Origin of the sequence: Lentilitoribacter sp. EG35 (assembly GCF_040784015.1) — a bacterium.
Lineage (GTDB): Bacteria > Pseudomonadota > Alphaproteobacteria > Rhizobiales > Rhizobiaceae > Lentilitoribacter.
The window spans coordinates 147,907-173,160 of record NZ_JBFNGQ010000005.1; the positions used below are offsets into that span (position 1 = coordinate 147,907).

The window sequence follows — 25,254 nt, forward strand, 5'->3', positions numbered from 1 at the left end:
TCATCCATGACCGACGACAATCAAAAGCAACATGTCACGATTGATATTGTATCTGACGTTATGTGTCCTTGGTGTCATATCGGGCGCAAACGCTTGAATGATGCCTTGAGTGAATTAGGTGATGATATTGAAACAACAGTGCATTGGTTACCCTATCAACTTGATGCAACTTTGCCTAAGGAAGGCAAAAACCGGCAGCAATATTTCATCGACAAATTCGGATCATTAGATGCACATGAGCAAATCTATGCGCCGATTAATGAGGCGGGAAAGGCCGAAGAAATACCATTTCGTCTGAATGATATTACAGTATCACCCAATACACTTGATGCGCATAGATTGATTTTCTGGGCTGGGCGTGATCATGGCTCAGATGTGCAGAATAAGCTTGTTAATATTCTCATGCAATTTTATTTCGAGCAGGGCAAGCATATCGGCGATGATGATGTGCTTGTAGAAGCCGCTGAACATGCAGGTATGCCTGGGGAGAAAACGCGCTACATGCTTGCATCGGACGAAAGCAAAGAAGTCATACAAAATCAAATTGAAACCATCAAATCATCCGGTGTTAATGGCGTACCTGTGTTTATCTTAAATAAAAAATATGCTCTTGAAGGCGCGCAAAGCAAAAGCGTAATAAGGGATACAATTCAAGAAGTTATAAAGTTAAGTGAAAGTGATTAGTTAGCATCACTTTCAGCTATTTTCGCTAGTTTTGTCATCACCACAGCAGATCCCGCAAGTCGCTTGTCGGCATCGGTCAATTTGCGAGCAAAGAAGATACTCTGATCTGCTCTAATCTTAGCTTGGCTGCTTGGGTCAGACAGGTGTGCAACGAGCCCTGGGGGGTTAGGAAATTCACCGTTTCTAAAGTTTACAACAATACCTTTTGGACCGGCATCCAGCTTCTCAACATTGGCAGTCCGGCAAAGGGTTTTAATATAAACAACTTTCAATAGATGTTTGACTTCGACTGGTAATTTGCCAAATCGATCAACCAATTCTGCGCCAAATTCGTCTATTTCAGATAATTCTTCAATATCACCCAGACGGCGATAAAGGCTAAGGCGCAGATTGATATCTGGTACATAATTCTCCGGTATCATTACCGGAGCGCCAACCGTAATTTGTGGTGACCATCCACCATCACTGGCAAGTTCATCACCTTTAAGTTCGGCAATCGCTTCTTCCAGCATATGTTGATAAAGTTCAAAACCAACTTCTTTGATGTGTCCAGATTGCGCATCACCCAATAGATTGCCAGCGCCACGAATATCCAAATCATGACTGGCAAGTTGGAACCCGGCTCCGAGCGTATCAAGTGACTGAAGAACTTTTAGGCGGCGTTCAGCAGTTGATGTAAGCGTTTTGTTGAGCGGAAGCGTAAAGAGTGCAAACGCGCGAACCTTGGAGCGCCCAACACGTCCACGAAGTTGATAGAGTTGCGCTAAACCAAACATATCTGCTCTATGGACAATCAATGTGTTGGCCGCTGGCACATCAAGACCAGATTCAACGATGGTCGTCGAGAGGAGAACATCATACTGACCTTCATAAAAGGCCGTCATAATATCATCCAATTCACCAGGTGGCATTTGCCCGTGCGCAACAGCGACCTTTAGTTCGGGAATTTCAGCCTCTAAAAATGCATGGACTTCTTCGATATCTTTTATACGCGGAGCGACATAAAAACTTTGTCCGCCGCGATAATGCTCACGAAGCAATGTCTCACGGATAATCATCGTGTCAAACGGCGATATAAATGTGCGGACTGCCAAACGATCAACGGGAGGTGTCGTTATGAGCGACAACTCCCTCACACCCGTCATTGCAAGCTGCATTGTGCGTGGAATCGGAGTTGCAGAAAGAGTGAGGACATGAACGTCTGATTTCATCTCTTTTAACCGTTCTTTATGCTTAACCCCAAAGCGCTGCTCCTCATCGATGATAAGTAGACCCAAATTAGCAAATTTTATGGAGTCGCCAAGCAAGGCATGTGTGCCAATCACAATGTCTGTTTTACCAGATTCCAGTTCTTTTTTGGTGGACGTAAGTTTTTTGGCGCCAACCAATCGCGACGCGTGACCAACACGAAGTGGAAGTCCGCGCATACGTTCTGAGAAACTTTTAAAATGTTGACGCGCAAGCAATGTGGTTGGCACGACAACCGCCACCTGAACACCATTCATCGCAGCGATAAAGGCTGCGCGAATGGCAACTTCGGTTTTACCAAAGCCAACATCACCACAAACAAGGCGATCCATTGGCAAGCCCGCCACCAAATCATCTTTTACAGAATCGATGGCATTCAGTTGATCTTCCGTCTCGTCATAAGGAAAAGAGGCTACAAACTCGTCGTATAGCCCTTCTGGAGCGGTCAATGATGGCGCATGACGGGTATGTCGCGCTGCAGCAATGGCAATCAATTGATCTGCCATATCCATCAAACGCTTTTTAAGCTTTGCTTTACGAGATTGCCAAGCAACACCGCCAAGCTTATCAAGAGTTACGGTGGTGTCATCTGAACCATATCTTGATAATAATTCTATATTTTCAACAGGCAGAAAAAGCTTGTCGTCACCTAGATACCGTAACTCCAAACATGCATGTGGCGCCCCACCAGCTTCAATAGTCTGTAGTCCGACGAATTTGGCAATACCATGCTCAGCATGAACAACATAAGTACCTTCTTCTAGTCCCGCGACTTCAGAAATAAAGTCAGCGCCCTTACGCTTGCGTTTTGAGCGACGGACAAGCCTATCACCAAGAATATCTTGCTCACCAATGATCGCAAAATCTTCATTTTCAAAACCACTTTCAAGTGAAAGAATAGCTGATGCCGCCTGCCCCTTTTTAACTGCCGCCAAAGCATCAAACGAACCGATGGGTTTGATGTTTTCAAGGCCATGTTCGTTTAGAACCTGAAGCATGCGATCAAGGGAACCGTCGCTCCAGCCTGTTACGAGAACTTTTTGTCCAGACGCACGCTTGTTGGAAATATGTTTGACGACCTGATCAAATACATTCGTTCGAGATTCATCCTGCTTTTTCTCCACATTACTTGCCCATCTGGGACCTGGCTTGAGGGAAAGCGGTAATATTTGCCGATGATCCGTTTCGGGTTCTTCAAACGGCGTGAAGCGAATATATCTTACCAGTTCGAGGTTTTTTGTGAATTCTTCATGTGTAAGATAAAGGTCATCCGGCAGGATTGGCTTGTACGGTGCTGATTGTCCTAATGCTGACTTTGATCCCTCAAGTGTATTTAAACGCGCATCATAGTGATCATCGATTTGATCACGACGCTCCTTTGCCGCTTCAAGCGCTACATGGTCGGCGGTGACTGTAAAACCCGATAAATAATCGAAAAGCGTTTCCACCTCCGCATAAAACATTGGAAGCCAATGTTCCATACCAGAAAACCGTCTACCGACGCTGATCGCTTGATAAAGCGCATCGTCACGTGTTGCAGCGCCAAATGCTGTTAGATAATTAGTTCTAAAGCGTGCAATATTTGGCGAATCGAGCGCAATTTCACTCATAGCATTGAGTGAAAACTGCTTTAGCTGTTTTTTTGTACGCTGCGTTTCAGGATCAAATGATCGGATGCTTTCGAGCGTATCGCCAAAAAAATCAAGTCGGATTGGTACATCAGAACCGGGAATAAATAGATCCACAATCCCACCGCGAATGGCATATTCACCCACTTCGCGTACAGTATCTGTACGATCAAAACCAAGCCCCTCAAGCCGCGGAGGTAGGTCATCCATATGCAAATGTGCGCCAGCTTTAGCTGAAAATGCGAGGCTTTTAAGCTGGGAGGATGGTGTGAGCCGCTGCATTATTGCATTAACAGTGGTGAGTAAAATTACCGGCTTAGACTTCTCACTATGAGCAATCAATCGGCCAAGTGTGGATAGTCGTTTTGCAACGATATCAGACCCGGGCGATACCCGGTCATAGGGTAAACAATCCCAACCGGGAAATGTAAGTACCTCGACATTTGGAGCATAAAATGAGAGAGTTTGCGCAAAATCTGCCATACGTTGACCATCGGCCATGATATGGGCGACAGACTTTCCATCACGTGCCAATTCTGCAAGCACAAGAGCTTCGGCGCCTGCAGGTACATTGGAGATAATCACAGGACCCAATCGGCTTGTGATATCAGCCGTGGAAAATCCGGCTATTGCACTCATGTTAACAGCTCCAAAGCGGGGAAATGATGTTAGTAGTTGGGTTTATAGTCAATGACGCGCCGAAACAATGGTGTATTCAACTCATCTGGCGTCGGTACTTCGCGCATGATCCATTTCGATAAATCGGTATCCTCATGGGACATAATAAACTCGAGTTCATCTAAATCAGAATCATCCAAATCATGAAGGAAATTATCGACAAAATGGCCGAATACAAGGTCCATTTCTTTTGTTCCGCGATGCCACGCCCTAAATTTAATGCGCGCACGCCTGCGATCAAGTTTACTACTGCTTTGAGTTGTTCCGGTCATAACGGCCTATATACGTGACAAAATTTGTCTTGTCAGGACGTCAAATAGCACTTTGCCCGATTAATTTTGAATGATACAAAAACCTATGCGTCCAAATGAAATAGATATGTTCTTCAAAAGCGTAACCTCAATCAATGGCATTGGTCCAAAAGTGGCTGATCTTATTGCGCGTGTAACGGGACGTGAAAGCCGTGATGAGACTAAAATTGTTGATCTGATCTATCATGTACCAAGTAGCCTGATAGACCGACAAATTGGTCCCGGGGTTTCACATATGGTCGATGGTGCCGTTTCAACTGTCCGTATAACTGTGGATAGCCATCAAGCCCCTCCGCGTGGGCGCGGAAACATTCCCTACCGCGTTTTTGCGCATGATGAGACTGGTGAGATATCTTTTGTCTTTTTCAAAGCGCATCAATCATGGCTGGAGAAAAGCCTACCCGAAGGTGAAAAGGTTATCGTATCAGGTAAAGCTAGTTGGTTTAACGGGCAAGCTTCTATGGTTCATCCTGATTTTATGATGGCTGAAGATAAAGCCAAAGATATGCCTCGATATGAGACTGTCTATCCGCTAACGGCAGGCTTATCTTTAAAGATTCTCAAGAAGGGCATTAACGAAGCGGTCAGCACTTTGCCTGATCTCCCGGACTGGATTGATAAAGAACTTGCAAAAAAACACTCATTCCCCAGTTACAAAGATGCGCTCGATCAAATCCATCATCCTCGGGATATGGCAGACATGGAACCGCAAGCACCGGCGCGGCGACGTTTAGCATATGATGAATTCCTGGCTGGTCAGTTATCTTTGGCTCTTGTCCGGCAATCTATTAGAAAACTTCCCGGTGATCCGTTGCATGTCAAAGGCAATTTAAGACGCAAGATTGTAGATGCCCTTCCGTTTAGTCTTACCAATAGCCAAAATGACGCCATCCAAGATATTTTATTAGATATGAATAAGGATGAGCGCATGTTGCGGCTCTTACAAGGCGATGTGGGAGCTGGTAAGACAATAGTTGCACTCGCTGCTATGGCAGACGCTGTCGAGGCGGGTGGACAAGCTGTACTTATGGCACCAACCGAAATTCTGGCCCGACAACATCATGCATCTCTTTCCAAGATGGCAGCGGCAGCAGGCATCTCAATCGACATATTAGTTGGGAAAAGCAAAGCAGCAGAACGCCGCGAAGTGCTTGAACGTATTGAAGATGGGCGTGCGCAGATTATTGTCGGAACGCATGCTCTGTTCCAGGATGCTGTAATCTATAAAAAGTTACTCGTGGCCGTAGTTGATGAGCAGCATCGTTTTGGTGTTCATCAACGACTTCGCTTAACTGCTAAGGGTGTAGCGCCTCACATGCTGGTTATGACGGCAACTCCAATTCCTCGTACGCTGGTTCTATCTGCTTTTGGTGACATGGATGTCTCGAAATTGACCGAAAAGCCTGCCGGACGAAAACCGATTTCAACAGTATCTATTGATCGCGATCGACTGCCCCAAATGGTGGATCGCTTACGTGTTGCTACCGCCGATGGTAAAAAAGCCTATTGGATCTGCCCGCTGGTTGAAGATTCTGAACTAATCGATTTAACCTCTGCAGAAGCGCGAGCAGAGGAGCTGCAACGTGCCTTGCCCGATGTGCCTGTCGGTCTTGTTCATGGTCGGATGAAAGGCGATGAAAAAGACGACGCCATGGAAGCGTTTAAACGCGGTGATACACGTATTTTGGTCGCAACAACTGTCATAGAAGTCGGTGTTGATGTGCCAGATGCTACAATCATTGTGATCGAACATGCCGAACGTTTTGGTCTTGCACAACTGCACCAACTACGCGGACGTGTGGGACGCGGAGATGAGGCATCAAGCTGTGTATTATTATTTAAATCACCGCTATCTGAAACTGCACAAGCTCGGCTGAACATATTGCGTGAGACTGAGGATGGGTTTCGCATAGCAGAAGAAGATTTGCGATTGCGTGGTGAAGGCGAACTTTTAGGAACCCGGCAATCCGGTACGCCTGGCTTTCGCATTGCACAATTGGATGCGCACTCTGATTTGCTTGAAATTGCTCGGAATGATGCGCGATACATCATCGAGACCGATGCTTCACTGACCTCAGAACGTGGTAAAGCCATCAAAATGCTTCTTTATCTGATGCGTCGGGATGAGGCCATTCGGTTCATTCGTGCTGGATAAGAATAGCTCTCAGTTTTAAAAAAATTTGCTTGAACTTGACTTAATTCATATTTTTGTTAATTACTTAAATAACGAAGTAAGGAAAATAAATGCAAAATCTATCCAATACTTTTTCTGCCTTAGGCGACAAAACTCGCTTTGCTGTTGTCGAACAATTGCTTAATGAGGGCGAATTAAGCGTCAATGATCTTCAGAAAAATACCACGATATCGCCGCCAGCATTTTCGCGACACCTAAAAGTATTACGCGAGGCGGGTGTCATTCAGCAGCGAATTGATAAACAGAGGCGAATTTATTCAGTTCGTCCAGCCGCAGTTCAGGCTATTCACCGTTGGGTAATTGACCATCAGGAGTTTTGGCAAGCAAGTGTTGATCGTCTTGAGGATGCGCTGAATAGTTTCAATCCGGAGAAAGATCTAAAATGAGTGATGTTGTTATTGAAAGAGAATTCAAACAAACGCCTGATGTAGTCTTTGCGTTCCTAACTCAGGTTGAAAACCTTTTAAAATGGTGGGGTCCTGAAGGTATTACGGTTCCCTCCCATGATTTAAGTTTAGGAGAGATTGGTCCATGGTTTTCTGAAATGAAGGGATCCAAGGGCGAAATTTTTAAAGTTAGCGGCGATGTTAAATCGGTTGTTCCGCCTGAATATATTGAATTCACATGGGCATGGCATGATGACAATGACGCAAGAGGTCATGAAAGTCAGGTGCGTTTTGAAGTTACGCCCTCCCCGAATGGCGGATCAACATTCAAAGTTATTCATACAAATCTAGCTGATGATGAAAGCGCCAAAAATCACATGGGCGGTTGGACATCCAGCATAAACCGTCTCGAAAATGCGCTTGGTTAAAACACAAAAGGAGAATTGAAAATGCCAAAATATGTATTTGCCTATCACGGTGGAAAAACGCCAGAATCAGAAGAGGAAGGCGCTAAAGTAATGGCTGCGTGGACAACTTGGTTTGAACAACTCGGCTCTGCAATTGTCGATGGCGGCGCACCCGTTGGTCAGTCAAAAACCGTATCAATATCTTCTGTAACTGATGATGGTGGTGCAAACCCGATCTCAGGCTACAGCATTATTCAAGCTGATACATTTGATGCGGCTACAGACATGGCCAAAGGGTGTCCGATGGTGATAGATTCTTCGGGCACCGTTGAAGTCGCTGAAATTCACGTAATGTAAATAATGTTGGCGGGCTATGCCCGCCATTTGCCCTACTCTTCAATAATTTTATCTGCGAGGTTTTCTTCATGATCCGGCGAAACGAGCCCCGCTGAGATCACAAGTTTTGCAGCTTCCTCCACATTCATATCCAATAAACGCAAATCCTTGCGCGGAACAAATAGCAAAAAACCAGATGTCGGATTTGGTGTGGTTGGCAAAAAAACTGAAACTGTGTCTTCTTCCTTCAAAATATTCCCCACTTCACCGTGCGTATCTGTTGCAATAAACACAATTGCCCAAAGCCCTTTACGTGGGTATTCAATAATACCAGCTTTAGAGAACGAGCTTTGTCCCTCTGCGAGGACTGTTTCAAATATCTGTTTTAAACCCTTATAAATAGAACGAATAAGCGGCATTCGAGCAAGTATAGATTCACCGAAGTTCAAAACGGAACGACCAATTAAATTGCGCGTGAAAAAACCAACAATTGTTATCACTAGCAAAGCAAAGATCAGACCTAATCCGGGAATGCCAAATGGCAGATATGTCTCAGGATTATATACTTTAGGAATATAGGGTTTTGCCCATCCATCCACCCAGACAACAAAATTCCAAGTTAAATAAGCTGTTATCACAATGGGCGCACAAACAATCAGGCCTGTTAGGAAATTGTTACGAAGGCGCGCACCATATGAACGATGTGGCTTTTTTGTATTTTCTTTTACCATTATCTACTCTGTGAGTGTAAATCTTCACCTTGGTAATAGGTACCTTTGGTGCCCTCTACAACACATAAATGGCAGATTTGGTCGAAATGATGTTCTTTGTTCAAAAACATCGCTTCGCAAGTAAAATAAATCGGGCTTTCTTACTCTACAGTTACTGACTTCGCCAAATTTCTAGGCTGATCAACATCCGTTCCCATAAATACAGCAGTATGATATGCAAGCAACTGAATTGGCAGTGAATAGATCATCGGGGAAATGGCTTCTGGTACATCTGGTAAAACAATGGTTGACATTGTTTCAACCGACACTTCCTTTGCGCCACGCTCATCGGTAATGAATATGATTTTTCCACCACGAGCTGCTACTTCCTGCATGTTTGAAACAGTCTTATCAAACAAATCATCATAAGGTGCGATCGTGATAACCGGCATATCTTCATCAATGAGTGCAATTGGCCCGTGTTTAAGTTCGCCAGCGGCATAACCTTCTGCGTGGATATATGAGATCTCTTTCAGTTTAAGTGCTGCTTCCATTGCGAGCGGGAAATTTGTTCCCCTTCCTAAATAAAGCGCATGATTACACTTGGCAAGTTCGCGAGAGAGATCTTTGATACCATCATCAATGCTTTCAAGCGTGTTATTTGACAGACGTTCGATGCTTGCCATAGAACGCGCGAGTTCTTTTTCTTGTTCATCAGATATCGTGCCGCGAGCACGTCCGGCTGAAATCGCTAAACTTGCAAGCGTTGCCAGCTGGCAGGTAAACGCTTTCGTCGAGGCAACGCCAACTTCGATACCAGCCAATGTTGGAAATATGACATCCGATTCGCGCGCAATTGTAGATTCTGGCACATTGACGATAGAACCGATTTTTACGCCATTTTCTTTGCAGTAGCGAAGGCATGCTAAAGTATCGGCGGTTTCACCAGATTGAGAAATAAAGAAAGCAGCCATATTTCCCGTAAGAGGTAATTCACGATATCTGAACTCTGACGCGACATCTATCTCAACAGGCAATCGGGCATAACGTTCAAACCAGTATTTACCAATTAATCCGGCATAGTAAGCCGTCCCGCATGCAGAAATCGCTAAGCGATCCAAATTTGCAAAATCAATTTCACTTCCGATTGGTTTAAAGCTCTCAGTCGCCATATCCAAATAATGATGTATTGTGCGTGACATGACTTCAGGCTGCTCATGAATTTCCTTCAACATAAAGTGGCGATAATTGCCTTTGTCGGCAATCATGGCACTGCCTTGTGACTTTTGTCGTTTGCGTTCAACAATATCACCATTGAGATCATGAACTTCAACGCTTGTATGGGTAATTATGGCCCAATCGCCATCTTCAAGATAAGTGATGTCATCAGTAAATGATGCGAGTGCAATACTATCTGAACCGATAAACATCTCGCCATCGCCATGCCCAACTGCAAGTGGCGGACCACTACGAGCGCATAGGATCATATCGTCATAATCTTCAAACAACACAGCAAGTGCATATGCGCCCTCAAGACGCTTTAACGCGGCCTGCATTGCTTCTTGTGGTGTCATGTTTTTGGCAAGTAGAGATGAAAAGAGATGGGCAACAACTTCGGTATCTGTCTGGCTTGAAAACTGCGCACCTTGTTCGCTCAGTTCATCACGAAGCGTCGCAAAATTTTCAATTATGCCATTATGAACTACGGCAACACCTTTCGTGAAATGAGGATGCGCATTAGCTACTGTGGGTGCGCCGTGTGTGGCCCATCGCGTATGACCAATTCCAATATTGCCATCCAGCGGGGAATTGCTCAAACAAGATTCGAGATTCACGAGTTTGCCTTCCGCACGGCGGCGGTCGAGTATCCCATTCGCAATTGTTGCGACACCTGCGGAATCATATCCGCGATATTCAAGGCGTTTCAGTGCATCGACCAACTTAGGCGCGACAGAGCTTTTACCAACGATACCTACAATTCCACACATTTTTCACTCTCCGGATATGGACGAAATATTGTCCAAACTTATACGATGCATCCCTCATTACGGTGCATCGTGCTTTATTCAATTTATCGTTCTTTTGTGAATCACAATTCGTTACATGATCGTAGCAAAGCTAAATGCAATCAGCTGATTAACCGCGTTTTTTCTTTTTTTCTTCCTTCAGGAGGCGGTTTTTCTCATTAATACGAGCCCCAGCCCCTTCAATGTTGATTTGTTCGACCCTTGCGATAGCCAGTGCATCATTTGGTACTTCTTTATTTGTGATCGTTCCAGTACCAACATAGGCGCCATCACCAATTTTTACGGGTGCGATCAAAGAGGAATTAGAGCCGATGAAGCTATTATTGCCAATTTCAGTCAGATGTTTATTGAAGCCATCGTAATTGCAGGTAATGGTCCCTGCCCCGATATTACTATTACTACCGATTATGGCATCACCGATATATGTCAGGTGATTAATTTTTGAACCCACACCAACATTTGCTTTTTTGACTTCGCAGAAATTGCCGACTTTTACGCGTTCGGAAAGGTTTGCCCCCGGTCGGAGACGTGCAAACGGGCCTATTGATGCATTTTTGCCAATGCGCGCACCTTCAATGTGGCTAAATGCGTGGATTGTCGTTCCTGTTTCAACTTTCACATCAGGACCGATCCAGACATTCGGTTCGATCAATACGTCAGGCTCGATTTCGGTGTCGTAAGAGAGATAAACAGTGCTAGGATCGATCATGGACACGCCAGAAATCATAAGCTCCTCACGTTTTCTAAGCTGCCATTCGGCTTCGATCTCAGCCAGTTCTGATCTTGTATTACACCCCATCAAATCGCATTCAGGAGCAGAAGTGGCTACAGCCGTTCGGTCAGTACGCTGACATACATCTACAATATCCGTTAGGTAGTATTCACCCTTGGCGTTGTCGTTGCCGATTTCATCAAGTAATTCAAGAGCAATTTTGCCATTAATGCCGATCAAACCACCATTGCAAAACGTAATTTCTCGTTCTGTGTCAGTCGCTTCTTTTTCTTCATGAATAGCGATTAGTTTCCCATTTTTGACAATCATTCGACCATAACCAAATGGGTCTTCTGCTTCGAAACCTGCGACAACGACATCGGCGCCGTTTGCTAATTCTTTGCGAAGATCATCCAAAACTTCTGATTTTATAAGTGGTGCATCGCCAACCAACGCCAAAACATCATCGTAACCCTGTTCGATTTGTGATCGAGCCTGCAATACCGCATGTGCAGTTCCCATCCGCTCTTTTTGTAAATGAGCGCTAACAGGCACTCCATTTTTAGCCACAATTTCAGTCACCTTGTCTGCATCTCGCCCGACAATAATCGAAACATGGTCAACACCAGCTATTCCCGCCGTGTCAACAATATGTGAGATGATAGGAAGTCCACCAATTTTGTGTAAGACTTTAGATTTTGATGACTTCATGCGACTGCTGTCTCCAGCGGCCAAAATGATTGCTAAACATGAACGTGACATATAGCCTTCCCTCGAATCGATTTCAAATTTGATGACTACATAAACTAATCACATAAAGAATTTGTTTTTATCAGGATATTTTTTAAATTCAATAAAGCAACTTTCCAATAAGGTATTATGGTAATTTGTCCAAAAGTCTCTCCATAGCAAATGCGTGGCCATGGGCAGTGTTTGCATTAACACCGTTATTTTTTTCAACAAATTTAATTTTTGGGCGCGGGATTATATTCGACGTTGCGCCATTTACTATCGCTTTTTTAAGGTGGGCTGGCTGCCTAATTGTGTTGCTCCCAATCATTATTCGGGAAAAAGGTACGGTTACACCATTCCTTAAACATCATTTCTCTTTTTGGCTTATGTTGGGTTTTTTAGGTATGTGGATTTGCGGAGCGATAGTTTATATGGCGTTGCAAACAACGACAGCCATCAATTCAGCATTGGTTTATACCACTTCCCCGTTGTTCGTCATTATAATACAATTTTTATGGACAAAGAGACCAATAAAATTGCAGGAAATCATTGGTATTGTCGCGGCAACTATTGGTGTTTGTTACATTGTTTTAAAGGGAGAGTTAGAACAACTACTTGCACTCAATTTAAACTTTGGCGACTTGCTTATTCTAGGGTGCGCCGTATCATGGGCGCTTTATCTGATTTTACAAAAAACAGATGCAGGCAAAGATGTACCCAGTTTTGCTATGCTTGGCCTCATGGCCGCCGCCGGAACTATATTGTTGGCACCATTTGCAGCATTTGAGTTGTTTTCTGGTGCACGCATGCCCACTACCCAATCGGCTTGGTTAAATATTGGCGGAATTGTTTTCTTCTCGTCTTTGCTGGCGTTTAGCGGGACGCAGCACACAATTAAACATCTCGGGCCTGCCATTTCAAGCATGGCACTTTACTTACTGCCAGTCTATGGCGTCCTTTTAGCGGTAATAATGCTTGATGAAAAATATCATACTTATCACTTTATTGGGAGTGTCTTAGTGTTGGGGGGAGTTATAGTGGCAACTCTTCCCAAGAAATTAAAATGATCTAACCGATTGTTCCTAAAATTGGGAAACTTTCTAGTAGAAAGAAGCCAATTGTTGTGAATGCTCCCGTTAAAAACAACAATCCAGTAATCACAAGAAGCACGCCCATAATCCTCTCCATTAGGCCTAGATGCCGACGAAATCTGGTCAAAAATTTCATAAAACTGCCAGAGAATGCTGCCGCAATCCAAAATGGAACTGCTAAACCTAATGAATAGGCCGCGAGCAGCATGGCACCAGAATCAACCGTTTTACTTGATGCAGCAACGCCTAAAATCGAACCTAAAACGGGTCCGATGCAAGGCGTCCACCCAAAAGCAAAGGCAAGACCCATAAAATATGCACCAGAAAGCGTGGCAGGCTTACCACTACCTTGAAACCGATATTCACGCGCTAGGAGTCCAAGTCGGAATACACCCAAAAAATGCAAACCCATAACAATGATAATAACACCACCAATTTGTGCCAATATATCTAAATGCTGACGTAATATGCCACCAACAGTCGATGCGCTTGCGCCCAGTGCGATAAAGACGGTCGAGAAACCAAGTGTGAAGAGCAAAGAAGTTAGAACAATCGTTTTTCTAAAATTGCCCTGCTTATTTTGACCCTCTTGTCGAAAATCATCTACAGATACGCCAGCCATATAGCAAAGATAAGGTGGCACCAGCGGAAGAACACACGGAGATAGAAAAGATAAGGCACCAGCAAATATCGCAGTTAGTACAGATATTTCTGCAATTTCCATGTCTGTCTCCAAGTTTAATTCATCGAATTGTTCTCTACTCCAGATGCTATTAACATGCCAATCACAGTTTTGCGTGTTAACCGTGATAAAAAAACTTTGAAATGTTGAAAATTAGAGGTTGACCGAACCTAAACTCACCCCTATGTTCCGGCGAAATTCCGAAGCACTTTTTAGTGTGATTTGGGAGCGCGTAGCTCAGTTGGTAGAGCAACTGACTTTTAATCAGTAGGTCCAGGGTTCGAACCCCTGCGCGCTCACCATACTCAGGAAATAAAATTCCCGATATCAAAAATTTAATTAGGGTATTATGGTAGTGCCGTAAATATGTACGTACGGTTTACAAAACGATGTAAATGAAACGCTGTATCAGGGCCTTTATCTACCGCCAATTACCGTTATGCGCGCCATTATCTGCTCCAAGCTCACTATAATGTGAAAACAGCGTATGTATTCCAGCATGGACGTGGCTATATGTTTCTACTATCACCTGATGAGGTAGATTGCCAAAACGTAGCATGAACTCGATATTCATAATAATAACTGGGAAAAAGTATGACAAAACTATTTAAAGCCGCATTTTTGCTAACAACAATGTCGATTGCATCTGTTGATGCGTTTGCGGATAGCTCAGATGGTGAAGCCCTGATTGGTAAGTCCTGGGAAGAAATAACATCCATGGCAAAGGGCGGTGAAGTTAATTGGTTTATGTGGGGCGGCTCCGATACAATAAACCAGTATGTTACAGAATATGTCGGCGGTATTTTAAAGAATGAATATGATATTGAGTTAAATCGCGTTGGTATTAGTGATACAGCTGAAGCTGTAAATATCGTACTTAGTGAAAAAGAAGCAGGAGTCGTAGATAAAGGCTCTGTCGATATGATCTGGGTTAATGGTGAAAACTTTCGAACCATGAAACAGGGCGGACTGGCCTATTGCGGGTACACTGATACTTTACCGAATAACAAGCTTGTAAATTGGGATAATCCGGCGATCGCGATCGATTTTGGCGTACCTGTCGACGGATGTGAGGTGCCTTGGTCAAAAGTACAATTTTCATTTGCTCACAACGCAGCCACTATAGAAAACCCGCCACGTTCAATTGGTGAATTAATCGAATGGGTTAAAGAAAACCCAGGTCAGTTTTCATACCCGGCTCCACCAGATTTTAATGGCGCTGTTTTTGTGCGTCATGTCTTTTACCATGCCGCAGGTGGCGTAGAGCAACTGTTTGGTGATTTTGATCAAGAAAAATTTGATGAAGTCGCAACCAAAACCTGGAAAATTCTTCTTGATATGAAGCCATATCTCTGGCGCGAAGGGCAAACATATCCGGCATCAATTTCCGCGCTTGATCAATTATACGCAAACTCGGAAGTTGCGCTAACCTTCAATTACGAGCCTGCAGATGTGGGTATCAAAATTGAAAATGGGACCTTTCCGCCGACCACACAAGGTTATGGCCTAACAGACGGAACAATCGGCAACACCAATTATACCGTAATTCCATTTAACTCACCTAACAAAGCTGCTGCTTTAGTGTTACAAAATGTGCTGTTGTCCGGCGAAGTGCAACTACAAAAAGCAATGCCGGATGTGTGGGGAGCAGCGCCCGCCATCGAAATAAGCAGAACGTCAGAAGAAGTTCGAAAGAAGTTCGCAGCTATAGAGAGACACCCAAATGTCGTTCCAGCTGAGGATCTTGCAAAGTTCGCACTTCCCGAGCTTCAAGTGTCCTGGATTTCAGCGATTGAAAAAGGCTGGATTGAAAATGTAGGTAGCAAATAGCCCAAACAATTTCCGCTGTGGCGCATTTAGTTAGCGCCACAGCCTGATATAAAGTCTTATGATAAGTTCATAGATTGAATATTTCATTTCTACTTCGATCAGTTTTATGGATATTGTGCGAGCATGTCTGACCGCCAGAAAATATTCCTGTTGCTCCTTCCCGCAATGTTCGTAATCGTTGTCCTATTTTTTGGCGGGCTGGTAACAGGCCTGTTGCGAAGTTTTAACTACATGCCAATCATTGGTCTGACAGAGCCGAATGTAAGTGCATATATTTCGATATTTACAGATCGAGAGTTCTATTTATCTTTTGCACTGACTTTTCATATTGCCTTTACCTCGACGGTCATTTCTTCGATTTTGGCAGTTGCTGCCGCATTGTTACTACGCCGAAATTTTGTCGGGCGCGCCGTCGTGAATTTCTTGTTTCAGCTAAATCTAACCGTTCCTCACCTTGTCGGTGCAATAGGTATGCTCTATTTATTTTCACAATCAGGCAGCTTTGCACGCCTGGCAGTTGATTGGAAACTAATTGCGCGGCCTGCAGATTTCCCGGCACTGGTTTTTGATCCTTATGCGATCGGCATCATCTTGCAGTATGTATGGAAGGAGATTCCATTTATCGGGGTGATTGTGCTAGCAAACATACAGTCGATAGGAGAGGATTACGAAAGTGTTGCTCGCTCCTTGGGCGCCAATAGATGGCAGACATTTCGTCATGTACTTTTTCCAATGATTTTCCCTGGTCTTTTGTCGGCGTCTGTCATGGTGTTTGCCTTCACATTCGGTGCCTATGAAATTCCCGCGATTTTGGGAGCAAACTTCCCCGCTGCTTTGCCCGTTCTCGCCTATCGTAAATATACAGCTGTAGACCTTGCTGCCAGACCTGAAGCCATGGCGATGGCAATTATTATCGCGCTACTTAGCGCCCTTATGATCTGGATATATGTACGCTATACACGCAAACGGATTAGGGGGTAGTTATGAATTATCGCAAAAACTCCCCGCTACGTAGCTTCAGGGTTTTGTCTGGAATAGTGCTTATTACATGGCTCATATTGCCGCTGGTACCGCTGGCTATTTGGTCTTTTGCAAAAGGTTGGTACTTCCCTGATATACTGCCACGTAATTGGTCTTTAAATGCATGGGAATATACAGTTTCAGACACTGCAGGTGTATTGGATAGCCTTTGGCTCACAGTTTGGATTTCCTTCATTGCAACATTGCTTTCAATCTTAATTGGAGTGCCGGCAGGCCGAGCCCTTGGTATGTATAAATTCAAAGGCAAGGAGATCATAGAGCTCATGATCTTGGCGCCCACAATAGTTCCCGGCATCGCTGTTGTTCTCGGGATTCATTCGGTTTTCATCTCACTGGGATTAAATAATACCATCACTAGTGTAATTCTCGTTCATCTCATACCAACTCTTCCTTACATGGTGCTGGTTATGTCCGGTATCTTTGCAAATTATGACCAAGCATTTGAAGATCAGGCCCGCAGTCTTGGCGCCTCCCCTTTAAAAACATTCTGGTATGTGACATTACCTGCGATAATGCCAGGTATCATTGTTGGAGGACTCTTTGCTTTTCTTGTATCCTGGAGCCAATATATTCTTACGCTTATAATAGGCGGAGGCCGTGTTATTACCCTGCCGCTACTACTGTTTAGCTTTGCTACCTCAGGGCGAAATGATATCGCTGGTGCCATCGGTATGATTTACATTCTGCCTGGTATTGTCATTCTTTTTCTTACGGCAAAACACTTGTCCGGCCGTAGCGGTGTAGCTGGAGGCTTTGGCCGAATTTGACCCATGTTTCTATTAAAAATCTAACAAAAACATATTCTGGCACGAATGATCCCGCCTTGAACAATCTTTCATTAGAAATTCAAACTGGCGAACTCATCGCATTACTTGGACCTTCAGGTTGTGGCAAAACAACAACGATGAAAATGATTGCCGGATTATTGAAACCGTCCACTGGCGATATAAAATTTAATGGACGCTCAATTCTCAATGATAAGCCAGAGCATCGCGGTGTCGTCATGGTATTCCAAAACTATCTCTTGTTTCCCTACATGAATGTTGAAGAGAATATTGGCTTTGGTCTCAAGATGCGAAAAGTTGGTCCGATTGAAATCAAACGGCGCGTTGCGGAGATGCTCAAACTCGTAAGATTACCTAATCTTGCTGACCGCAAACCAAGTGAACTTTCAGGTGGACAACAACAACGTGTCGCGCTTGCAAGGGCTCTTATCGTTCAGCCCGATGTTCTTTTGTTAGATGAGCCTCTATCGAACCTTGACGCTCACTTACGGATTGAGATGCGCGATCTCATACGATCACTACAAAAAGAGATGGGCATCACCACAATATTTGTGACCCACGACCAAGAAGAAGCCGTGGTACTTGCAGACCGTGTTGCGCTCATTTTAAATGGCGAGATGAGGCAATACGACACGCCAGAAGCATTTTACAAACGGCCAGTTGATGAAGCAACTGCACGATTTTTCGGAGGTCGCAATTTCATAAGAGGCAATGCACTAGAGCAAAAATTTGTTGGAACATTTGGCATATTGGTCATACCAGACGGCGCTAACCAAGGTGATGTACACCTAACCATTCGACCGGAAAACATACACCTTAATAAGTCGGATAATACACCAAACTGTCTTCAGGCAATTGTCGTCGATAAAGTGTATTTAGGTACGCAAACACGCCTTAAAATCCGCATTGGTGATGAACATCTTGAAGCTTTGGCCAATCCGACGGAAGTAGAAAATATCGAGATAGGCAATAAAGTTACAGCAACTTTGCCGGCCGACGCGCTATGGATGCTAACCCCATAAAATGATATCTTGGATGTTTACATGTACATCCTCCGACCAACAGCAAGAGACAATTCTACATTATTTTTGTGGAGCGGGGCCCGTGGATTTTCCAAGGGTGAGTTCAACTTCCAGTAGCTCATTGGGTGGTTGCATATCTGGATTTGCAACAATCTGTAAAAGCATTTCGGCTAAACGGCGTCCCGCATCTCTCACAGACGATTTTGTCGCTGTAAAAATAGGAATATCATCGCTGTTCTGAAAATAGGACAAGCGGTCATCATGTGTTACAATAGAAACATCGCGACCAACAGTCTTCCCTGCCTCCTGTATCGCACGCCTAGCCCCAAGAGCAACAATAATTGAAGCTGTTAAAATCGCTGTAGGCGGATTATCCAGCTCTAATAATTCTAAAGTTTTGTGATATCCATAACTCTCGGTCATTTCATTTGAAAACATTAATTCTCTATCAATATTTAAACCGCGGGATTGCAAGGAACTTTCATACCCTTGCCTGCGTCTATAAGCAAAATCCATATGTTCGCTACCGTTTAAGAGAGCAATGCGCCTATGTCCTAAATCAAAAAGAAAGTCCGTCGCTCTAATAAATGCGGAACGATTGTTTACGTCCAACCAAGCGTAGGGAATCTCGCATTGGCTAGCCCTGCCATGCACAATAAACGGCAATCCAAGTTCTGTTAAAAAAGAAATCCGACCATCGTTGACCGTTGGGCTCTGAATAACTACCGCATCAACGGTACTTTGTGCTTTGAGATCTCTATAAACTTGATATTCATCCTCCTCTGGAGGTACGACAGATATCAACATTTTATACCCATTTGCAGAATAAACCTCACCAACACCGGCCACAAAATCTCCAAAAACTGGGTTCACCATTTCATTCTGATTGGATGTTGAAATAACATGACCTATTGTTAATGTTTGCCCAGTTGCGAGGCCTTTTGCTGCCTTGTTAGGCGCATAGTTATTTTGTTTCGCTATCCTCTGAACGCGTTCTCTTGTGCGTTCAGAGACTTCCGGAAAACCATTTAAGGCCCGGCTTACGGTAGTTTGACTAAGATTCAAAAGTTCTGAGAGTTCTCTTAAATTCATTATGTAAATGTACTCGAAGCGCTTCGAAAATCAATAAGAAAATCGACAAAGTAACAAAATATTTGGCGACATTGATCTTGTTGTTGATAAATGGAAAGGAAGTAAATGTATGAAAAGTATATTGAAATTATCTCACTTGACAGAATCTATAATTATACTGCTATAATGAGCCAGCCAAAGCGCTTTGAAAATATTTAATATATGCTGTTACAATGATTAATGGCGTGTAAAGGGAGGAAATCTGATGAATGGAACTATGAAACATTTTTTACTGGCTAGTGCCGCCACTATGCTCTTGGGAACCGCGGTTCAAGCTGAACAGTTGACTGTATTTGGCCCTTGGCTTGGACCAGACCAAAAAAACATCGAAACAGTGCTGAGTGACTTTGCTGAAAAATCCGGCCATGATGTTCGTTATGTTGGTTCGGATAGTTTCGAGCAACAAATCATGATCGATGCGGAAGCCGGATCGTCACCGAATGTTGCAGTATTTCCGCAACCTGGTTTAGCCGCAGACATGGCAAAACGTGGCTTCCTAACACCACTAAAAGATGGAACTGGTGACTGGGTAAAGGAAAACTATGCAGCTGGTTCATCGTGGGTTGATTTGGGTACATACAAGGATCAAAACGGTGCAGATAATCTCTATGGATTTTTCTATAAAGTCGATGTGAAGTCACTGGTTTGGTACAATCCGGAAAACTTTGAGGATGCAGAATACGAAGTGCCGACAACGATGGAAGAGCTGAAAGCTCTTACAGATCAGATTGTCGCTGATGGTGGCACGCCTTGGTGTATTGGTCTGGGTTCAGGTGGAGCAACTGGGTGGCCTGCAACTGATTGGGTCGAAGATATGATGCTTCGTACTCAATCGCCTGAAATGTATGATAAGTGGGTTTCAAACGAATTGAAATTTGATGATCCAGCTGTCATTGCCGCCATCGACGAATTTGGTGCGTTCGCACGTAATGATAAATATGTTGTTGGTGGTGCTGGCGCTGTTGCATCTACTGATTTCCGCGATAGTCCAAAAGGTATGTTCTCATCTCCTCCACAATGTTACATGCATCGTCAAGCATCGTTTATTCCAGCGTTTTTCCCCGAAGGTACAGAAGTCGGTGAAGATGCTGATTTCTTCTACTTTCCATCTTACGCGGGTAAAGATCTCGGTAATCCGGTCCTCGGTGCAGGCACATTGTGGGCTATCACAAACGAAAATGACGCTGCTCATGATCTGATCAAGTATCTTCAAACTCCTGCTGCGCATGAAATTTTTATGGCTCTTGGAGGGTTCTTGACGCCTCATAAAGGTGTTGATGCATCAAAATTCTCTAGCAAGTCTACAGCGAAGATGAACGAAATTCTTCTCGGAGCAACAACATTCCGTTTTGATGGATCTGATCTAATGCCTGGCGGTGTTGGCGCAGGTACTTTCTGGACCGGTATGGTTGACTATACTGGCGGCAAAGATGCGTCTGAAGTCGCAGCTGGTATCCAAAAAAGCTGGGATGCGTTGAAGTAAGGCGAGCAATTAAAGACAGCCCTCAATGTGGGGGCTGTTTCGCTTTTTACCGACTGTGGAGGCAGACGGCTAAACTTTAGATAGGGATGGAGTGTCTGATGGAAGCTGCATATAAAGGGTTACTTACGATATTTTTGGGCGTTGGTGGATGTCTTCTCTACTTTTACCTATCCAACCAAATTCTCGATAAGATTATATATCCTGCTACAGGAAAACATGCTGGTCGCAATATCAACCGCGCCAATATGATTAGGCCTTGGCTTTTTGTGCTGCCTGCCATGCTAGCATTGGGCATTTACTTAGCTTATCCAGTCGTTGCTACCTTCTGGTATTCCCTCACAGATCGTAGCCAAGATGGTGCTTTTGTTGGTTTGGCAAACTACCAACAAATGACCAGCGAACCTAAGTTTTGGGAAGCTATGCGTAACAATATGTTGTGGCTGATTATCGTGCCAGCCGCGTCAACAGCCTTTGGTTTGTTGGCTGCACAATTAACGGATCGTATTAAATGGGGATCTATAGCCAAATCCCTTATTTTTATGCCGATGGCAATTTCGTTTGTCGGTGCGGCTGTTATCTTCAAGCTTATCTATGATACCCGACCCGTTGATCAGGCGCAGATCGGTGTATTAAATGCAGTATGGCTACAATTTAATGGTGGTGTTGGTTCATGGTTAATCCTGCGGCTATTGCCAGCACTTCTTATGCTGTGCGGAACAGCAATCACGGCCTATTTAGCTTATGGCTTATATCATTCAATTCGTGAAAAAGGTGGTTTGCTTTTACGAGGCCTCGCTATTGTTGTCCTTGCATATATTGCATATTCATTTCTGTCTCTTGCTTGGGGCGCCCTCACCTCACCTCATCCATATGGCGAACCACAAACATGGTTGACAATTCCCGGTTGGAACTCATTCCTACTTATGGTGGTTTTGATCTGGATTCAAACTGGCTTTGCAATGGTTATTCTGTCGGCAGCTCTGCGCGGTATACCGGAAGAAACTGTCGAAGCATCCATTGTGGATGGTGCAAACCCGTTCCAAGTATTTTTCAAAATCAAAATGCCGCAAATTTCAGGAACAATCGTCGTGGTTTGGACGACCATTACATTAGTTGTGCTGAAAGTTTTCGACATCGTTTTTGCCATGACCAATGGCCAGTGGGAAACACAAGTTTTGGCCAACTATATGTTCGATAAACTATTCCGCGCAAATGATTGGGGCGTTGGCTCCGCATCTGCAATGACCATCATGTTATTGGTTAGCCCAATCCTGATTTGGAATGTTTATAACGCTCGCAAGGAGATGAAGTGATGGATAATATAGCTGGAAGCAAATCTAGCCTAAATTGGATTGTTCAAATTTCAGTCGTTGCGCTCGTACTATTGTGGCTGTTTCCCACATTTGGCCTGCTTGTGTCCTCCTTCCGCACAGCAGATCAAATCTCAGGTTCTGGCTGGTGGCAATCAATGTTTCCCACTCAGCAGAACCTGACATTGCGCGCAGCTGATCCTGATGATGAAGGCGCACAGGTTTTAGAAAACGGATTATACATCGTAGAAGGCAATCTTTTTGGTTCTGCAAGTGATGCTAATATTAGCGTTTGGGGAACCTCATCACGCGCAATTGGCGCCAGTATACCTGGTGTTACAGCTGAATTAAAAGATGGCGAGACCATGACCGTTCAGGCGGATGGCACCTATCGCTGGACTAGCCCAACTGAGCTGACAGGTCGCGGACAGCGTGTTTTTGTAACGGCAACAACGCCACCAGAATTTACATTTGGCAATTACCAGAATGTACTCTTCAGTGGCGATAGTACCGATAGTATGGCAAAGGCGTTTTTCAACACATTAACAGTGACAATACCGGCCACAATTATCCCTATAATTATCGCTGCATTTGCAGCGTATGCGCTAGCCTGGATGGATTTCCCAGGTCGTGCAATCCTTATTGCCGTTGTCGTAGGCTTGTTAGTTGTACCATTGCAACTGGCGTTAATTCCGCTGTTGCGTCTGCATTTGGGTATTGGTATCGGGAAAGGATATCTGGGAGTTTGGCTTGCTCATACCGGTTTTGGATTGCCCTTGGCGATTTACTTATTGAGAAATTATATGGTTGGGTTGCCAAAGGATATTATTGAGAATGCCCGTGTGGATGGTGCGACTGATTTTCAGATTTTTATGAAGATTATCCTGCCATTATCATTCCCTGCCCTGGCTTCTTTTGCCATATTCCAGTTCTTGTGGACTTGGAATGATTTGCTCGTTGCAAAGGTATTCTTAATCGATGCTACTGGCGAAACCACCGTCATGACCAATCAGATTGTAGAGCTTCTGGGTACACGTGGTGGCAACTGGGAAATTCTTGCGACCGCCGCCTTTGTTTCAATAGCTGTTCCGCTCTTGGTGTTCTTTGCAATGCAAAAATACCTTGTGCGTGGTCTTTTAGCTGGTTCAGTAAAATAGGATTAAAAATTATGAATTTAGCCGTAGCTCCAATGTTGGATAACGCAACTAATAAAGATTGGTGGCGTGGTGCTGTCATCTATCAAATTTATCCACGTAGCTATCAGGATAGTAATGGAGATGGGGTTGGTGATTTGGCAGGTGTTGTGCAGCGCATGCCATACATCGCGTCATTGGGGGTTGATGCGATTTGGATATCTCCATTCTTTACATCGCCAATGAAAGATTTTGGTTATGATGTAAGTGATTATTGCGACGTAGATCCAATGTTCGGTTCATTGTCAGATTTCGATGCGATCGTCAACGCAGCCCACAATCATGGCATTCGCGTGATGATTGATCTTGTGTTGAGCCATACCAGTGAGCAACATGCCTGGTTTGCAGAAAGCCGCAAAAATAAAACTAATTCAAAACAGGATTGGTATGTATGGGCTGATCCAAAACCGGATGGTACACCTCCCACAAATTGGCTTTCAATATTTGGTGGTCCAGCTTGGCAATGGGATGGACGGCGCGAACAATATTACATGCATAACTTCCTGGCTTCTCAACCAGACCTCAATTTTCATAATGTTGAGGTTCAGGATGCGTTGCTTGATGTGGCAAATTTTTGGCTTAATCGTGGTGTTGATGGGTTTCGTCTGGATACGATTAATTTCTATTTCCATGATGCTGAGCTGAGAGATAATCCAGCGTTACCAATTGAAGAACGCAACGCAACTATCGCTCCATCTGTAAATCCATACAATCATCAAAACCACCTATACGATAAAAACAGACCTGAAAATTTGAACTTTTTGCGGCGTTTACGTTCAGTCATGGAACCATTTGGTGCTGCTGCGGTTGGCGAAGTTGGTGATGCACAATTTGGGTTAGAGATATTAGGACAGTATACCGCTGGTAATGACTTAATGCAGATGTGTTACGCCTTCGAGTTTCTCGCGCAAGATCAACCATCAGCGGATTTGGTCGTGAAAGTTTTGAAGAAGGTCGATGATGTTGCCGCTGATGGTTGGGCTTGCTGGGCATTCTCCAATCATGATGTACAGCGTCATGCATCACGTTGGAACCTCTCGACAGACGCTCAAAAAACATTTGCTACCCTAATTATGTGCATGCGTGGCTCGGTTTGCCTATACCAAGGTGAAGAGCTTGGTCTTCCCGAGGCAGATGTAGATTTTGGTGATATCCAAGATCCGTATGGTATAGAATTTTGGCCGGAATTTAAAGGTCGTGATGGTTGTCGTACACCAATGGTGTGGCAGACAAGTAACCAAAATGGTGGCTTTTCGGAAGGAAAACCTTGGCTTCCTGTTGCTCACGAACATCTAAATATGTCGGTAGATGCACAGGAAAATGATCCAAATGCAATTTTGCATCATTATCGAAAAGCAATTCAGTTTCGACAAACCAAACCTGTTCTTGCTTTGGGTGAACACGATAATCTGAACACCGATGGATGTATCGTTTCATTTACTCGGCATCTGGATGGTCAATCCATCCAATGCGCATTTAATCTTAGTGATACACCATCTGAATTCATACTGCCTGCTGGTGAATGGACACCTATGGGTGAAGAATTAGGTTGTGTACAAACTGCAGTTGGCAACAAAATTCATCTGGGACCCTGGCAGGTTTATATCGGGCAAAAACGTGAGCATTAGGATCT

At 44.1% G+C, this 25,254-nt stretch carries 21 protein-coding genes and 1 tRNA gene; 15 read left to right on the forward strand and 7 right to left on the reverse strand.

Features of this window, described 5'->3' with window-relative positions; genetic code table 11:
* Positions 1 to 6: 6 nt before the first annotated feature.
* Complete coding sequence (locus AB2J24_RS10835; RefSeq protein ID WP_367385490.1) at positions 7 to 684, forward strand: DsbA family oxidoreductase; 678 nt, start codon at positions 7 to 9, stop codon at positions 682 to 684.
* Here the strand turns inward: AB2J24_RS10835 and mfd are convergent.
* Both mfd and AB2J24_RS10845 read right to left on the reverse strand, forming a co-directional pair.
* Positions 681 to 4,199, reverse strand: a complete 3,519-nt coding sequence (mfd, locus tag AB2J24_RS10840; RefSeq protein ID WP_367385491.1) for a transcription-repair coupling factor — start codon at positions 4,197 to 4,199, stop codon at positions 681 to 683. The two genes, AB2J24_RS10835 and mfd, sit on opposite strands and share 4 nt — an antisense overlap.
* A 29-nt stretch (positions 4,200 to 4,228) precedes the next feature.
* Positions 4,229 to 4,510 carry a succinate dehydrogenase assembly factor 2 gene (locus AB2J24_RS10845; RefSeq protein WP_162653943.1) on the reverse strand — a complete coding sequence of 94 codons (282 nt, stop codon included), beginning with the start codon at positions 4,508 to 4,510 and terminating at the stop codon, positions 4,229 to 4,231.
* An 85-nt stretch (positions 4,511 to 4,595) separates the two neighbouring features.
* On the opposite strand from AB2J24_RS10845, the gene recG reads away from it, so the two are divergent.
* The 4 genes from recG to AB2J24_RS10865 all read left to right on the forward strand — a co-directional run bounded on the left by recG (position 4,596) and on the right by AB2J24_RS10865 (position 7,893).
* Complete coding sequence (gene recG, locus AB2J24_RS10850) at positions 4,596 to 6,704, forward strand: ATP-dependent DNA helicase RecG (protein ID WP_367385553.1); 2,109 nt, start codon at positions 4,596 to 4,598, stop codon at positions 6,702 to 6,704.
* A gap of 89 nt (positions 6,705 to 6,793) precedes the next feature.
* Positions 6,794 to 7,129 carry an ArsR/SmtB family transcription factor gene (locus AB2J24_RS10855; RefSeq protein ID WP_162653944.1) on the forward strand — a complete coding sequence of 112 codons (336 nt, stop codon included), beginning with the start codon at positions 6,794 to 6,796 and terminating at the stop codon, positions 7,127 to 7,129.
* Entirely contained in the window at positions 7,126 to 7,557 is a 432-nt protein-coding gene (locus AB2J24_RS10860) for an SRPBCC family protein (RefSeq protein WP_367385492.1), read from the forward strand. The genes AB2J24_RS10855 and AB2J24_RS10860 overlap by 4 nt, the downstream gene beginning before the upstream one ends.
* Positions 7,558 to 7,578: 21 nt before the next feature.
* Positions 7,579 to 7,893, forward strand: coding sequence for a YciI family protein (locus tag AB2J24_RS10865; protein ID WP_162653946.1), 315 nt, complete (start codon positions 7,579 to 7,581; stop codon positions 7,891 to 7,893).
* Between the two features lie 32 nt (positions 7,894 to 7,925).
* Here the strand turns inward: AB2J24_RS10865 and AB2J24_RS10870 are convergent, their stop codons facing one another.
* The 3 genes from AB2J24_RS10870 to glmU all read right to left on the reverse strand — a co-directional run bounded on the left by AB2J24_RS10870 (position 7,926) and on the right by glmU (position 12,083).
* Positions 7,926 to 8,603: a DUF502 domain-containing protein gene (locus tag AB2J24_RS10870; protein WP_162653947.1), complete on the reverse strand. Its 678-nt coding sequence runs from the start codon at positions 8,601 to 8,603 to the stop codon at positions 7,926 to 7,928.
* A gap of 140 nt (positions 8,604 to 8,743) precedes the next feature.
* On the reverse strand, positions 8,744 to 10,570 hold the full coding sequence (gene glmS / locus AB2J24_RS10875; RefSeq protein WP_367385493.1) for a glutamine--fructose-6-phosphate transaminase (isomerizing): 1,827 nt from the start codon (positions 10,568 to 10,570) through the stop codon (positions 8,744 to 8,746).
* Between the two features lie 148 nt (positions 10,571 to 10,718).
* Positions 10,719 to 12,083: a bifunctional UDP-N-acetylglucosamine diphosphorylase/glucosamine-1-phosphate N-acetyltransferase GlmU gene (gene glmU / locus AB2J24_RS10880; protein ID WP_162653949.1), complete on the reverse strand. Its 1,365-nt coding sequence runs from the start codon at positions 12,081 to 12,083 to the stop codon at positions 10,719 to 10,721.
* Between the two features lie 125 nt (positions 12,084 to 12,208).
* On the opposite strand from glmU, the gene AB2J24_RS10885 reads away from it, so the two are divergent.
* On the forward strand, positions 12,209 to 13,120 hold the full coding sequence (locus AB2J24_RS10885) for a DMT family transporter (protein WP_367385494.1): 912 nt from the start codon (positions 12,209 to 12,211) through the stop codon (positions 13,118 to 13,120).
* A 1-nt stretch (position 13,121) separates the two neighbouring features.
* Here AB2J24_RS10885 and AB2J24_RS10890 read toward each other — a convergent pair whose 3' ends face one another.
* Positions 13,122 to 13,868, reverse strand: a complete 747-nt coding sequence (locus AB2J24_RS10890; RefSeq protein WP_367385495.1) for a cytochrome c biogenesis CcdA family protein — start codon at positions 13,866 to 13,868, stop codon at positions 13,122 to 13,124.
* 184 nt (positions 13,869 to 14,052) lie between these two features.
* Here AB2J24_RS10890 and AB2J24_RS10895 point away from each other — a divergent pair.
* The 5 genes from AB2J24_RS10895 to AB2J24_RS10915 all read left to right on the forward strand — a co-directional run bounded on the left by AB2J24_RS10895 (position 14,053) and on the right by AB2J24_RS10915 (position 18,504).
* A tRNA-Lys gene (locus AB2J24_RS10895) sits at positions 14,053 to 14,128 on the forward strand.
* A gap of 292 nt (positions 14,129 to 14,420) precedes the next feature.
* Complete coding sequence (locus tag AB2J24_RS10900; protein ID WP_367385496.1) at positions 14,421 to 15,656, forward strand: ABC transporter substrate-binding protein; 1,236 nt, start codon at positions 14,421 to 14,423, stop codon at positions 15,654 to 15,656.
* A 123-nt stretch (positions 15,657 to 15,779) separates the two neighbouring features.
* Positions 15,780 to 16,637, forward strand: coding sequence for an ABC transporter permease (locus AB2J24_RS10905; protein ID WP_367385497.1), 858 nt, complete (start codon positions 15,780 to 15,782; stop codon positions 16,635 to 16,637).
* 2 nt (positions 16,638 to 16,639) lie between these two features.
* Positions 16,640 to 17,464 carry an ABC transporter permease gene (locus AB2J24_RS10910; RefSeq protein ID WP_162653954.1) on the forward strand — a complete coding sequence of 275 codons (825 nt, stop codon included), beginning with the start codon at positions 16,640 to 16,642 and terminating at the stop codon, positions 17,462 to 17,464.
* Positions 17,461 to 18,504 (forward strand): ABC transporter ATP-binding protein, encoded by a 1,044-nt coding sequence (locus AB2J24_RS10915; protein ID WP_367385498.1) that lies wholly within the window; start codon positions 17,461 to 17,463, stop codon positions 18,502 to 18,504. The genes AB2J24_RS10910 and AB2J24_RS10915 overlap by 4 nt, the downstream gene beginning before the upstream one ends.
* A gap of 60 nt (positions 18,505 to 18,564) precedes the next feature.
* Here AB2J24_RS10915 and AB2J24_RS10920 read toward each other — a convergent pair whose 3' ends face one another.
* Positions 18,565 to 19,596, reverse strand: a complete 1,032-nt coding sequence (locus AB2J24_RS10920; protein ID WP_367385499.1) for a substrate-binding domain-containing protein — start codon at positions 19,594 to 19,596, stop codon at positions 18,565 to 18,567.
* Positions 19,597 to 19,852: 256 nt separating this feature from the next.
* On the opposite strand from AB2J24_RS10920, the gene AB2J24_RS10925 reads away from it, so the two are divergent.
* The 4 genes from AB2J24_RS10925 to AB2J24_RS10940 all read left to right on the forward strand — a co-directional run bounded on the left by AB2J24_RS10925 (position 19,853) and on the right by AB2J24_RS10940 (position 25,249).
* Positions 19,853 to 21,118 (forward strand): ABC transporter substrate-binding protein, encoded by a 1,266-nt coding sequence (locus tag AB2J24_RS10925; RefSeq protein ID WP_367385554.1) that lies wholly within the window; start codon positions 19,853 to 19,855, stop codon positions 21,116 to 21,118.
* Between the two features lie 98 nt (positions 21,119 to 21,216).
* Positions 21,217 to 22,431 (forward strand): carbohydrate ABC transporter permease, encoded by a 1,215-nt coding sequence (locus AB2J24_RS10930; protein WP_367385500.1) that lies wholly within the window; start codon positions 21,217 to 21,219, stop codon positions 22,429 to 22,431.
* Positions 22,431 to 23,585, forward strand: coding sequence for a carbohydrate ABC transporter permease (locus AB2J24_RS10935; protein ID WP_367385501.1), 1,155 nt, complete (start codon positions 22,431 to 22,433; stop codon positions 23,583 to 23,585). Before AB2J24_RS10930 ends, AB2J24_RS10935 begins: the two co-directional genes overlap by 1 nt.
* Positions 23,586 to 23,596: 11 nt before the next feature.
* Entirely contained in the window at positions 23,597 to 25,249 is a 1,653-nt protein-coding gene (locus tag AB2J24_RS10940; RefSeq protein WP_367385502.1) for an alpha-amylase family glycosyl hydrolase, read from the forward strand.
* The last annotated feature ends 5 nt before the right edge of the window (positions 25,250 to 25,254 follow it).

Excerpts from the sequence above, each read along its gene's own strand:
- AB2J24_RS10835 (WP_367385490.1), top strand. The coding sequence starts at position 7 with ATGACCGACGACAATCAAAAGCAACATGTCACGATTGATATTGTATCT.
- mfd (WP_367385491.1), bottom strand. The coding sequence starts at position 4,199 with ATGAGTGCAATAGCCGGATTTTCCACGGCTGATATCACAAGCCGATTG.
- AB2J24_RS10845 (WP_162653943.1), bottom strand. The coding sequence starts at position 4,510 with ATGACCGGAACAACTCAAAGCAGTAGTAAACTTGATCGCAGGCGTGCG.
- recG (WP_367385553.1), top strand. The coding sequence starts at position 4,596 with ATGCGTCCAAATGAAATAGATATGTTCTTCAAAAGCGTAACCTCAATC.
- AB2J24_RS10855 (WP_162653944.1), top strand. The coding sequence starts at position 6,794 with ATGCAAAATCTATCCAATACTTTTTCTGCCTTAGGCGACAAAACTCGC.
- AB2J24_RS10860 (WP_367385492.1), top strand. The coding sequence starts at position 7,126 with ATGAGTGATGTTGTTATTGAAAGAGAATTCAAACAAACGCCTGATGTA.
- AB2J24_RS10865 (WP_162653946.1), top strand. The coding sequence starts at position 7,579 with ATGCCAAAATATGTATTTGCCTATCACGGTGGAAAAACGCCAGAATCA.
- AB2J24_RS10870 (WP_162653947.1), bottom strand. The coding sequence starts at position 8,603 with ATGGTAAAAGAAAATACAAAAAAGCCACATCGTTCATATGGTGCGCGC.
- glmS (WP_367385493.1), bottom strand. The coding sequence starts at position 10,570 with ATGTGTGGAATTGTAGGTATCGTTGGTAAAAGCTCTGTCGCGCCTAAG.
- glmU (WP_162653949.1), bottom strand. The coding sequence starts at position 12,083 with ATGTCACGTTCATGTTTAGCAATCATTTTGGCCGCTGGAGACAGCAGT.
- AB2J24_RS10890 (WP_367385495.1), bottom strand. The coding sequence starts at position 13,868 with ATGGAAATTGCAGAAATATCTGTACTAACTGCGATATTTGCTGGTGCC.
- AB2J24_RS10900 (WP_367385496.1), top strand. The coding sequence starts at position 14,421 with ATGACAAAACTATTTAAAGCCGCATTTTTGCTAACAACAATGTCGATT.
- AB2J24_RS10905 (WP_367385497.1), top strand. The coding sequence starts at position 15,780 with ATGTCTGACCGCCAGAAAATATTCCTGTTGCTCCTTCCCGCAATGTTC.
- AB2J24_RS10910 (WP_162653954.1), top strand. The coding sequence starts at position 16,640 with ATGAATTATCGCAAAAACTCCCCGCTACGTAGCTTCAGGGTTTTGTCT.
- AB2J24_RS10920 (WP_367385499.1), bottom strand. The coding sequence starts at position 19,596 with ATGAATTTAAGAGAACTCTCAGAACTTTTGAATCTTAGTCAAACTACC.
- AB2J24_RS10925 (WP_367385554.1), top strand. The coding sequence starts at position 19,853 with ATGAAACATTTTTTACTGGCTAGTGCCGCCACTATGCTCTTGGGAACC.
- AB2J24_RS10930 (WP_367385500.1), top strand. The coding sequence starts at position 21,217 with ATGGAAGCTGCATATAAAGGGTTACTTACGATATTTTTGGGCGTTGGT.
- AB2J24_RS10935 (WP_367385501.1), top strand. The coding sequence starts at position 22,431 with ATGGATAATATAGCTGGAAGCAAATCTAGCCTAAATTGGATTGTTCAA.
- AB2J24_RS10940 (WP_367385502.1), top strand. The coding sequence starts at position 23,597 with ATGAATTTAGCCGTAGCTCCAATGTTGGATAACGCAACTAATAAAGAT.